This is a genomic window from Bacteroides sp. CAG:189 (assembly GCF_000432295.1).
Classification (GTDB): Bacteria; Bacteroidota; Bacteroidia; order Bacteroidales; family Bacteroidaceae; genus Bacteroides; species Bacteroides salyersiae.
In genome coordinates this window covers 64,655-77,795 of record NZ_HF991048.1, presented here as the reverse complement: position 1 = coordinate 77,795, position 13,141 = coordinate 64,655, and the positions used below count along the sequence as shown (strand labels likewise).

7 protein-coding genes are annotated in these 13,141 nt (G+C 41.0%); all 7 read left to right on the top strand.

The features are described 5' to 3' along the window. The first annotated feature begins 52 nt into the window (after positions 1-52). Positions 53-1,063: a FecR family protein gene (locus QVP90_RS06785; protein WP_021936003.1), complete on the top strand. Its 1,011-nt coding sequence runs from the start codon at positions 53-55 to the stop codon at positions 1,061-1,063. A 123-nt stretch (positions 1,064-1,186) separates the two neighbouring features. After that, positions 1,187-3,604 carry a hypothetical protein gene (locus QVP90_RS06780; protein ID WP_021936002.1) on the top strand — a complete coding sequence of 806 codons (2,418 nt, stop codon included), beginning with the start codon at positions 1,187-1,189 and terminating at the stop codon, positions 3,602-3,604. An 816-nt stretch (positions 3,605-4,420) separates the two neighbouring features. Further along, a complete protein-coding gene (locus QVP90_RS06775; RefSeq protein WP_021936001.1) occupies positions 4,421-7,903 on the top strand; it encodes a TonB-dependent receptor in 3,483 nt (1,160 codons plus the stop codon). Between the two features lie 15 nt (positions 7,904-7,918). Continuing rightward, positions 7,919-9,727 (top strand): RagB/SusD family nutrient uptake outer membrane protein, encoded by a 1,809-nt coding sequence (locus QVP90_RS06770; protein WP_021936000.1) that lies wholly within the window; start codon positions 7,919-7,921, stop codon positions 9,725-9,727. A 70-nt stretch (positions 9,728-9,797) separates the two neighbouring features. Next, the gene (locus QVP90_RS06765) at positions 9,798-11,093 is read left to right on the top strand and encodes a T9SS type A sorting domain-containing protein (protein WP_021935999.1); all 1,296 of its coding nucleotides are present in this window, start codon (positions 9,798-9,800) and stop codon (positions 11,091-11,093) included. 78 nt (positions 11,094-11,171) lie between these two features. Further along, positions 11,172-12,272 (top strand): endonuclease/exonuclease/phosphatase family protein, encoded by a 1,101-nt coding sequence (locus QVP90_RS06760; protein WP_021935998.1) that lies wholly within the window; start codon positions 11,172-11,174, stop codon positions 12,270-12,272. Between the two features lie 30 nt (positions 12,273-12,302). Further along, positions 12,303-13,136, top strand: coding sequence for an endonuclease/exonuclease/phosphatase family protein (locus tag QVP90_RS06755; protein WP_005929482.1), 834 nt, complete (start codon positions 12,303-12,305; stop codon positions 13,134-13,136). Positions 13,137-13,141: the final 5 nt, after the last annotated feature.

The window sequence follows — 13,141 nt, the reverse complement described above, 5'->3', positions numbered from 1 at the left end:
CGTCATATTAGACTACACAAAAGTGCAAACGGATTGTCTTAAGTTATAGAATATGGAAAGAAATATAACAAATATAGATAGTTTGATACTCTCTTTTTTAGAGAGAACCATTTCTTCAGGAGATTTGCAGGTCTTGCGGAAATGGGTAAAGGAGTCTGCCGAAAATAAAGCATACTTTCAGCAGTATGAAGAAGCGTGGTTGCTTTCCGTTGCTTCTACCGATAAAAAGCGTTATCATAAAGAGCTTGCATATCAAAATTTTAAGGAAAAAGTGGATAGAACTGTAAAAAGCAAGAATAAGATGATTCCTTTGAGGAGGATTCTTTATTATGCGGCATGTATTTGTCTGATTTTTATGGCAGGTATAGGAACTAATTATTTATTGAGTACCTCATCTTCTGAAAAATTGATGACTTATTCATTGGAAACTCCCCGAAGGGCCAAGTTGAAATTTAATCTTCCGGATGGCAGTATCGTTTGGCTGAATGCTGCATCCACACTTTGCTATAATAATCAGTTTGGAATAACGAATCGGGATTTGTCATTGCAAGGTGAAGGGTATTTCGAAATCAGTAAGAATCCGGAGCTTCCGTTGGTGGTGGTTTCGGGTGAAGCGAAGGTAAAAGTATTGGGAACTAAATTCAATGTGCAGAATTATCAGGAAGATGATGAAATCCGGGTAGCTCTATTGGAAGGCTCCGTTGATTTTCGTGACAGTAGGTTTGATAAATCTATTTTGTTGAAACCCAATCAATTGATAACCTGTAATAAAAGGAGTGGAGTCTTGACCGTCAAAGATATCAATGCTGAATATATGAATGCGTGGATTGATAATAATGTATTCTTTAATGAGGAGAAATTAGGTAATATAGCTAAAATTTTGGAACGGGCATTTGATGTCACCATTCATTTTGACAATGATGATTTGAAGCATTTGATTTTTTATGGTGATATAACTATCGGAGCGGACAATATCGTGCAAATTATGGATATTATGTCTGCTACGAATAAATTTAATTATCATTACGATATGGACAAGAGTGAAATTCGCATTTTCCATTAATGCTTTTTTCTCTGTCTGCCTTTATGCTGATTAATTAACACATAGATATTTGTTTATCCGGAATTTGTCGGGGCTGTATTGTTCTGATACAGTCGGTGTGCAATTTCCTAAATAGAATTATTCATGAAAGATCAGCGCAAATTCATTCATTTTCATTGTTTTGTATTTTTGTTTATAATCTATCCCTTTACTCTCTCGTCAACTGAATATCTGACGATAGGAGGTGAGAAACACGGATGGGAGGTATCTGTTCATCCGGATAGAGGAACCATAAAACAGTTCCGACAATTGATGGGAGATGTTTGGGAAACGATTCCTTTCAGAGATGACAGCTTGGCAGGGCCGGCATGGAGCGGCATGCAATTGTGTCCTTCGAAAAAGCAGCTTTATGTGTTCGAAGCTCATCAGGGTGATATTTATTACACACTTCGATATAAGGCAGCATACGATCATTTGATTGTTGAATGTACTATATCTAATCGGGGAGATGATGTTTTTAGACCTGAATATTCCCGGCTTTTTATAGGAGTTGATTCGGAGATGAAAACATATCCGGATTGGGATACTAAGTTTTTTCCTACTTTGCTGCGTTGTGAGAAGGATTTTGCTTGGGGATATTTTATGTCTCCACGTCAGATCATTATGGGAATCGGGGTCGAAGAACCTGTAGCTTCTTATACATTGAATTATGTATATGAAGGATCGATGGAGTGGAAGTGGGGGCACCAGATAAAGACAGGGAGTCTCGATTTGTTGCACTGCCTGCCTTTGCCAGAGCGGCATCCCCAGAACAATATTTCACTGAAACCACATGAAACAAGAAAATGGACATTACATTTGGGAGTGGTCGACCGGCTTGCCGGAGTGAAAGAAAAGCTATCTCAATGGATACAGGCTCCGATGATTGAATGTGAGAAATATACGATGGCCGGACACGAAACGAGTCGTTTACTTATCCATAGCCAGAGCGGTTTGGAAAAACTGATCGTAAAAGCACCCGATGGTACGCAGTCTGTTTTGCCGGTTGATGGTGTAGCTGATAATGTATATTCTGCTTTATTTTCTCCTTCTTCACAGAAAGGGCTTTATCGGATTACGGCTACGGCTATCAATGGAAAAACAGCAGAAGCCGGTATTTACATACGCAATCCCTGGTCTTGGTATATGAAGAATGCCCGTGATTTTGTGGCAAGGAATCCACCTCTTTTTTCAAATGGATGTGAAGCTTTTTATGGATATTATACAGCTTTTCTGGGCGCTCGCCATTTTCCGGAGACTTCTGTGGATAGTATACTTGAGAAACGTTTTAACCGTACGCTTCCTTTCTTTATCGATACGTTGACTTGGATTCCTAAATCTGAAGCCGCACCGGACAGGGTACAGAATTTCTCTACGCTCGTTGGAATGCTGGTTGATTTATGGGAGGCTACAGGCGATATCGGTTATCTTGAAAAGGCGGCTCATGTGGGCGATTATTTATGTTCGGAGAAAGTGCAGTCGGCAGACGGTGCGTACCGTTCCAAGGGGACCCATTATACGGCTGTTATTTATCCGGCCAAATCGATGCTTGAATTGGTGGCAGCCGAAAGAGGGCTTATCGGCTCCCCTTTGTGGAAAGAGCGTTATGTACGGCATAAAGAATCGGCAGAAAGGGCGATTGATGATTTATTGCTTCGACTCGATGATATTCAGACAGAAGGAGATATGACTTTTGAAGATGGAATGATAACCTGCAGTGCCTTGCAATTGGCGCTGCGGGCGTTGTTGGAAGGTGATTCTGCAAGACGGGAGCGATATACTTCTGCTGCTGCTTATCTGATGGGCAAGCATCAATGTCTGGAACAGCAGTTAATTCCGGATTGTCGTATGAGAGGGGGAACTTTGCGTTATTGGGAGGCCCTTGATGTTTATTTTGTACCGAATCAGGTAATGAATTCTCCTCACGGCTGGACGGCATGGAAGATCTATGCGTGTTATTACCTTTACCTGTTGACGGGAGAAGTCCGTTATCTATCCGATTTTATGGATACGTTAGGTGCATGTGCTCAATTTATGGAATTGAACGGGCATTTGCGGTGGGGATTTCTTCCCGATCCTTATATCAAAGGTAAGGTTTGTATGGAAAGGACCGACAGGCAACATGATTGGCATCCGGTGGATTCCATCGTCGGAGAACAGTATTTGGATATGATCAGTCCCTGGCTGAGACCGGATAATGAGAATGCCGTTTGTGCATTTGGTGAGCGGGGTGGTGCGGGTGATAACACCATACAGGAGATCTTTAAGGTAATGGAAGAATGTGCTTTGACCTCTGCCTATGTTGTGGCGGATGGAGCCGGCCGGGTTCGGTGTTGGAATTGTACAGCCGAATATGAAGAGGGGATTCTTTGCATTGCTCCCGATGAAGAAACGGTTGTGGGAATACATCTTAATTTATCCGGTGATGTGGAGGTAGAAGTTGTTTTACCGGGTAATCGTATTCGTAAAAGTTGTCCGGCAGGGATGAGATGGATTGGAAATATTCCTTCATTGATAAAATAGAGAAATCGTTGAGGTAGATGGTTTTATTGTTATCTATTCTAATTTTTATAAATGTACTGGAACCATAGTTAGAGAAATTCAAGGTAGCTGTTTGAAAAAAGTGTTACTAAAAAGCGGATTATACTATTCTTTTGATTTTATATTGTCTTTTTTCTGACATGCTATTCTGCAAATTTATTTCAAATAGAAAATGGATTGTATAATAATTCAATATATGACTCCCTCTTTTCTGCATATATTCACTTAATTTGAATGAATATGTTGTTTTCTACATACCTTGACCTTACTATCTTTATATAATAAGTACGGTTCCTCTACGAGAAAATATAAAAGACTCGTAGAGGAACGGCATAAGACTCTACGAGGAGCGACAAAAGCTCTGTAAAGCGGGTATATTGCTTCCTCAAAAATCATGTTTTTGCCCTATCTCCTATCTGATTTTGATTCGTTATTAAGTAGCAAAAAGTGTTATATAGTGCGAGATATGTGTTGATTTGTGTAGTAAATATCTGAAAGTGCAAGGAATGTATTCTGTAGTTGACTCTGAACCTGATAAATTGAAAAGAGACGATTGGAAAATAAAGACGTAATTGCCTCTCTATACATCATTTTTCCCAATAAAAGGATTGTACGGGATTGGAAATATCATTTTGCCAGATTGATATATTGAAGTTTTAAGAAAAAAAGTAAAAATCAGACTACACACATTTCTCTTTTACCTGTCTTTCATATAAACCGGAATATTTAATCTATGTATACAATGTTTTGAAATTCCTACTTAACTGATTTTATCCGTATTAATCTTATTTAATTCTTATGATGAAAAGAAAATTGAGACTGTTTACATTATTGTTGTTCTGTTGGTGCACTTTCATCCAGGCGCAAAATGTATCGCTTAACCTAAAGAATGTGACGGTTAAGGAAGCTCTTGAAGCTGTAAGAAAACAGACCGGAAAGTCTTTTTTCTTTAATGTAAATGATGTCAACATGAATCAGCGTATTACGTTGAACTTTAAAAACGAACCTTTGGAAAAGGCTGTCAAACTTATCCTTGAAGGACAAAAACTGAGCTATGAAATTAAAGACAATCACATCATTCTTTCTAAAGCGCAGGTTGTAAAACAGGTGGGAAACGACTTGGATGTGAGTGGCAAAGTGGTGGATAATGCCGGTGATCCTCTGATTGGTGTGAATGTCGCAGTGGACGGGGTAGGGGTCACAATAACCGATATTGATGGAATTTATCGTGTAAAGGTACCGGTAGGCCATACCCTTACTTTTACGTATATCGGGTATAAGCCACAAACCGTAAAAGTGAAAGAAAAACAGAATATTAACATTAGGATGACTGAAGATAGCAAGGCACTGGAAGAAGTGGTAGTAATCGGCTATGGCACGCAGAAAAAAGTCAATCTGACAGGAGCGATCGGTTATACCGATTCGAAGGCGATTGAGAATCGTCCGGTAGCTAACTTAGGACAAGCCATTCAGGGTGCAATTCCGAATTTGAATATATCTTTTGGTTCCGGAAAGCCGGGTGAGACAACCAGTATGAATATTCGCGGTTTTGCATCTATCAATCAGGAGTCCAAACCATTAATATTGATCGATGGCATTGAGGGTAGCATTGATAATCTGAATCCACGTGATGTTGAGTCTATTTCTGTTTTGAAAGATGCTTCTTCTGCTGCCATATATGGTGCCAGAGCACCTTTTGGAGTAGTATTGGTGACTACGAAGAAAGGGAAAGCCGGAAAAATGCAGGTAAATTATAATGGCAGGTTCAGTTTCTCTACTGAAACAACGAAAACCGATTTTATAACTTCCGGATATGATGCGGCCAAGTTAGTGGATGGCTTTATGAGATCTTATAATGGAAACTCTTATACCCGGTATACGGAGGACGACTATAAAGAACTCGAGGCCCGTCGTTATGACAAAACCGAGAATCCGGAACGCCCGTGGACGGTTGTGCAGAATCGCGACGGTGTGGATAAGTATATGTATTATGCTAATTTCGACTGGTATAACTATTTGATAAAATCAAGTCGCCCTACATGGGACAATAATGTGAGTATATCGGGCGGAACTGATAAAATAAATTATCTGGTAAGTGGAAATTTCAATACACAGACCGGTATTTATGCACAAAATCCGGATAAATATAAGACTGGGAATCTGAGAGCCCGTTTGAATGCCGAGGTTAAGTCTTGGTTGTCATTGAATTTTGCAACCAGTTTCTTCTCTTCCAAATATTCGGCTCCGGGATTAGGCCACGGAAACAATTTACCTAATTATACTTTCCATGCAATGCCATTCCTGATGCCTTATAATCCGGACGGAACACACGTATTCAGTAACCCGATTATTGGCCAGCAGCCTACTGATGGAGTCCATATAATGACTGCTGATGGTAATTCTAAATCGGTGGAAGATAAAAAGCAGATGACTTATACCGTAGGTGCTACATTTAAAATATATAAAGGGCTATCTTTTAATGCCAACTACAGTTTTAAGTATAATACGGTTGATTATATGGAGCGTACGGCAAAATCCCAGTTCTCACAATATCCCGGAGTTCTTGAGGATGCCGATGGTTCATTGTTTAAAAATAAGTTGCGTCAGTTGAACGAGAAAGTTTACTACCATAGTGCAGATGCTTATTTCAATTACGAACAATCTTTTGGCGGACACAATTTGCGTGCTGTAGCCGGTTTCAACTATGAGCAGAATGCTTATAAGAGAATCTATGCAACAAAATTGAATATCCAGTCGGATAATTTGAACGACTTTAATTTAGGGGATATCTCGAAGGATGTAACTTTGGAAGGCGGCCAGAATGAATGGGCTTTACTTGGTTATTTCGGTCGTCTCGGTTATGACTGGAAGGGAAAATATCTGGCAGAGTTTAATGTTCGCTGGGATGCTTCTTCGCGTTTTCCGAAAGGACAGCGTTCCGGTACTTTCCCGTCGTTCTCCGCCGGATGGCGTGCAAGTGAAGAAAAGTTCTTTGAGCCGATTCGGAATGTGGTGTCTAATTTAAAAATAAGAGGTTCTATCGGCTCTTTGGGAAATCAGGCAGTAACGGATTGTTATCCTTATCTTCAGACACTGACTATGGCATATTATGACGGATATCTGCTGGATGGTGACAGATTGACCTATGCCAGTGTAACCCCTCCTCCGGCAGGAGACCAGACTTGGGAAACCATTATACATAAGAATGTGGGTATCGATTTGGGATTTTTCAATAACAGGTTGACTTATAGTGCAGATGTGTTTATCCGTGATACCAGAGATATGCTTATTGCAGGTAAAGCCTTGCCGGGTGTTTATGGGACTACTTCACCTAAAGAGAATGCTGCAGATCTTCGTACAAAAGGTTTTGAAATGACGTTGAGTTGGAATGACAGTTTCACCTTGTTGGATAAGCCGTTTAGTTACAATGTGTCACTCAGTCTGGCAGACAGTCGTTCGCATATAACGAAATACGATAACCCGTTGAAAGAATTTAGCAAGTCCAACTATTATGTAGGCATGGAAATCGGAGAAATATGGGGATACCATGTTACCGGTTTATTCGGTACGGACGAGGAAGCAAAAGCTTATCAGGAAGCGATAGATCACAGCTATGTTTGTAAGAACATCTTAGAAACCGCTATTGGAGAAAATAAAGGTTTGAAAGCCGGTGATATGATTTTTGCCGATCTTGATGGAAGCGGGAGGATTGATGACGGTAAAAAAACAGCGGACGACCGTGGAGATATGCGCATTATAGGTAACTCAAGACCACGCTATACATACAGTGGAAATCTGGGCTTCAACTGGTACGGTTTCGACTGTTCTGCTTTCTTCCAGGGAGTAGGCAGGCAGAATCGTTATCCGGGAGGTAATGCTATGCTTTTTTGGGGAGGGTTTGCCCGTCCGTATGCCTCATTCACTCCAATTGATTGGGTCGATAATATCTGGACGGAAGAGAATCCGGATGCTTATTTCCCGAGAATGCGTGGATATGCGGCACAGGGCGACCGTTCATTAGCAAAAGTCAATGACCGTTATCTGCAGAATCTTGCTTATTGCCGTTTGAAAAATCTGACGTTGGGATATACGCTTCCTGTCCAATGGACTACGAAGGTAGGAATGGAGCGTGTGAGGTTCTACTTCAGTGGTGATAATTTGTTGACATGGACGAAATTGAAAACCAAATATATAGATCCGGAACAATTCTCGGCCGATGCCGATGCCCGGGTATATCCTTATGCTAAAACATTCTCTTTTGGCTTAGATGTAACTTTTTAATAACCTTCAGTAAGTATGAAAATGAAAAGAGTTAAATATATAGCAATGTTATTGTTGGGTACAACAAGTTGCGCTGATATGTTAGATAGATTTCCACTTGACTCTCTGGCTCCGGAAACTTATTATAATAATGAAATGGAGTTAAAGAGTGCGACGAATAATTTTTATGGAATGTTTCCGGGTGCTTCTTCCGGTTATGGGGAGAGCGATGATATTGTGTGCGTGTTTACTTTGCCGGAAGCGATCATCGGTTCACGAACGATCCCTACTACCGGTGGCGGATGGGATTGGGGATATTTGCGTAATATAAATTTTTATCTGGAACATTCTCAACGTTGCTCCAATACGACTGTTCGGGAACAGTATGACGGTATTGCACGTTTTTTCAGAGCGTACTTTTATTTTGAGAAAGTAAAGCGATTCGGTGATGTTCCCTGGTACGATAAAGCGATGGCATCGAATGATGAAGATTTGATGAAGCCCCGGGATACCAGAGAGTTTGTTATGGGAAAAATCATTGAAGATATAGATTATGCAATCAAGCATATTTCTGATGCGGCGGAACTCTACCGGGTGACCAAATGGACGGCAATGGCACTGAAATCGAGGATCTGTCTTTTTGAGGGTACATTTCGGAAATATCATGGCATAGCGGGTTATGAAACCTATCTGGATAAATGTATTTCTGTTTCAGAAGACTTTATAACAAACAGCCCTTACTCTATTTATAAAGATGGTGAGAAACCTTATCGTGACCTGTTCTCTTCCATGGATGCGATTTCTCAGGAAGTCATTCTGGCAAGAGACTATGACAAGGGAAAGGCGGTTATGCATGAAGCCAATTATAATACGATGGGGCCTACGTATGGACGTCCCGGTATGAATAAGAAAGTTGTCAACAGTTATTTGATGACCGATGGAAGCCGGTTTACTGATAAAGAAGGGTATCAGACTATGCAGTATTATGATGAAATGCAAAATCGTGACCCTCGTCTGACGCAGACGGTAGTAGGACCGGGCTACACGCGTATTAACAGTACTACGGTCGAATCTCCCAATTTTAGCTCGTCTACTACTGGATACCAGATCATAAAATGGGTGACAGATGCCAGTGGAGACGGCTATATGGGATCTTCCAATGATTATATTTTGTTTAGAACTGCCGAGGTTTATCTGAACTTTGCCGAAGCAAAAGCCGAGCGTGGAACCTTAACACAAAGTGATCTGGATATTTCAATTAAGAAAATTCGTGATCGTGTAGGAATGCCTAACATCGATATGGCGGAAGCCAATGCGAATCCGGATCCTTATTTGAGCAATATAGAAACCGGATATGCTAATGTAACAGGTGTTAATAAAGGGGTTATTCTTGAAATTCGCCGTGAACGTACTGTGGAGTTGATTCTTGAGGGTTTCAGGTATTATGATGTCATGAGATGGAAAGAGGGGAAAATATTTGAACAACCTTATTTAGGAATGTATTTCCCCGGATTAGAACATGGCGAGGGTGACAATCGGTTTGGTGTGTTTGATATGAATGACGGGACACTGCGTGATAAGGATAAAGTGGATATCTGTATTTATACAGGAAAGAAACCTACGGGAACACTTGTTAAAAATATCCGGAAGTTCTATAAGTTAGGAGATGAATTCCGCTTCACAGACGGACTGAAAGGAAATATCATCGTTCATGATGTGAAAGACGAACCTCGAGTGTGGAGAGAGGACAGAGATTATCTGTATCCCATACCTGTTCAAGAACGGGTATTGACCAATGGAAATATTACTCAGAATCCAAATTGGGAAGACGGGCTTGACTTCTGAAATAAAGGGGGCTATTGATGCCCCTGCTATAAATATCTTACAAATGTTTAACACTTAATTATTTGAACTTATGAAAAGTATTACTTTGATCGGAAAGAGAGTATTTGCTATTGCAGTACTCGCATTTGCAAGTACTTTAGGTTTCGCACAAGAACAAAACTGGAATTTCAACGCGGATGAAACGGCGGATTATGCGGCGTTCTTCAAGCAACCTTCGGTTATTGAGGGAAAATGTAACGCCGAAGTTATGGGAATAGATATTCATAGAGACGGTTTCTCATGGAATGATATGAATACCTGGAAGAATGCGGAAGGCAAAATATGGCATACCTATTCGGCTACATATGCCGAAACGCTGTTTGGGGTATGTGTTAATGCTGCGGCTCCTTTTAATGGTAAAACCAGCAGCTTGTCCTGGACAAATACGGAGGGAGACAATAAGTGGTATCCGGTTTTGCCGGTTGTTGAGAATTTAAAAGGAAAGTTGGTTCTGAGAGATTTCAAGGCGACAACCGTACACGTTTCGAATACCCAAATGGATACAGTAAAAATAGCAATGACCAATGCAGAGAATGATTGTTATCTTCATATCAGACGTAATCCTTTTGTGAAGCAAATTGATTTGAGCGGTTCTACCGGAAAGTGCCGTCAACTTGCCGGGTATAGGAATATTCTGTCAGATGAGACAGCTTTCGTCTGCAATGATTGTCGGCAAACAGAATTCCTGGACTGGCTATTAAATCTGGAGGACAACTGTTTCACATATTCCACATTGCCTTTGCATCCGGCTACAGGAAAAGTATTGGGTAGCGGTTATAAATCTCAGTGGAATACGTTGGGCGGCCTTCCTATAGGTTTGAAAAATGACGAGGGAGAATATGAGATAGAAGTGGATGAGGATATCGATCTGTCGGCAGAATACGATGTGCAGGGCAAGCTGACGACTTATACCTGGAAGAATGAAGATGGCGATGTAATAACCCCGACCTCCGCCGATGCTACCGGTTGGTTTTGTTTTGGAAGCGAGTGTGTGGGAAAAGTATATCGTTGTGAAATGCAGAATGCTGCCTATCCGGCATTAGCTTTGAATACAGTCTGGGTGAAGGTGGTGGACAGCTATTCTACAGGTGTGAATAAAACGGAAAGTGTGAAGATAAAAGTCGGCCCGAACCCTGTTGTGAATGAACTTTCTGTTGTTGCTTCGGATGTTCGAAGCATCGATGTTTACTCAACTACCGGCGCTTGTGTGAAGAGAGCAAACGGTTCTCAGACAATAGTCAATGTGTCTGATTTGACTCCGGGACTGTATTTTGTAAAGGTAACCACTTCAACAAGCGAGGATATTGTCAAAATAATAAAGAAGTAATTACTTTTCAAGTATTCATTGTTTAATGGCCGGCAGGAATTATGCTTCCTGTTGGCTATTGAAAAACGAAAATGTGTTATGAGAAAATATATAATCTTTTGGGGATTCTTATGTTTATGTCTGGAATTGGCGGCTCAGACATGCCCTAAAGAGGGGAATGTAATAAGGATTTTAACTTATAATACTCATTATTGTAAAGGCGGGACTGATCCCGGCAGTATTAATGATGCCAATACGAGACTGTTGGCTTCGGTCATTAAAACATTGGATGCCGATGTGGTTTCGTTGCAGGAACTTGACAGTGCGGCAAATAGCAGGGGAAAACGCTATTTACTGGAGCAAATAGGCAAAGCGACCGGACTGAATTACACACCCGTGTACGGCAGTGCGCTCAAGTGGGACGGTGGGAGTGTCGGTTGCGGAAGTCTTATAAAAACGATTTATCCCATAAGTAAAATAAAAAAGATCGCTTTGCCCGGCGACGAGCCACGCATAGCGGTGAGAACCGATTTGGATAAGTTTGTTTTCATAAGTGTTCATGGCGACCTTAATGACACAAAGCGGATACAAGGGGCAAATATTATCAATAACGAACTGGATTATATTCGTAAACCAGTTTTTCTGGCTGGCGATTTGAATGATTGCCACCGTTGGGGAAATGGCGGTATTGCTTTTCCCGTTTATATGGAAAAGTTTACGATAGCCAGTGATACGAAAGGTAATACGGTATGGAACGGCCCGCACGGTGAAGAAGGCGCTGACCAGGGGCTTATCGACTATGTTCTTTTCCATGACTATAATAATTCGAGGATTGAAGTGGTACAGACACATATAGTGAGATCCATAGAGATCAACGGCGCTATCGTCAATCTGCAGAATGTGTCGGATCATTATCCTGTATTTGTCGATATCAGGCTTCCGGGTTCTACGTCGATTGAAAATGTAGAAGGAGAACCGGATTTTAATGTTTATTTTGATGGCGTCAGAGAGAGATTCTGCATACAGGGAGAGATGCCGTTAGAGCAGATAGACGTGTATGCACTGACCGGACAGAAGATGGCGGGCATGAAAGGAGAAAATGTAACAGCAGTGGATGTATCCGGATTATCAAAAGGCGTGTATATCGTAAAAGGATTTTCTGCCGGTAAATCTTTGGTGAGGAAAGTGATAAAAGAATAACCAAGTGATAATAAACAACTAACGACGGTCATGTTTCAAAAAATATTTTTTACATTTGTAATGTCATTCCTTTGTTTTGGTGTGGTTGCTCAGGAATATGAAAAGAAAAGAGGTACCATACGTTTGTTAACTTATAATACGCACTATTGTAAGGGAGCCGCAGACCCGGGAACGATATCGGAAGAAAATGTACATAATCTGGCCCGGATAATTAAAGCTCTGGATGCCGATATTGTAGCATTGCAGGAGCTCGATAGCGCTTCGTTGCATCGGGGAGGGCGGTACCTGTTGAAAGATATTGCAGATGCGACAGGAAGTGAATATACACCGGTGTATGGAAATGCCGCCTCATTCGATCATGGCAGTATAGGCTGTGGAGTGCTGGTCAGGAAAAAGCGGTCTGTCAAAAACATTGAAGTAATTCCTTTGCCGGGAGATGAGGCCAGGGTTGCCGTGAAAATAAAATTCAAGAATTTTGTTTTTATCGGTACTCATTCCGACCTTAATGATGAAAAGCGTAAAGAAGGGGCTGTAACCGTATGTGATTTAGTGAAAGACGAAACAAAACCGGTTTTTCTTGCCGGTGATTTGAATGATTCTCATCGTTGGCCCAAAGGCGGAATATCATTTCCTGTGTGGATGAAACAGTTTAAAATCATAAGTGATACGATCGGTAACTCCATTCCGGGAAGAACGGATGGCGGAGCTTTGATCGATTATGTACTTTTACTTGATAATAAAAAGGCTTCGAAGGTTAAGGTTGGCCAGTCATACATAGTGCGCAGCCTTTCCATTGATGGTAAAAAAGTAGATACAAGTGCAGTTTCGGATCATTATCCGGTTTTTGTTGACGTAAAATTATAAATGTT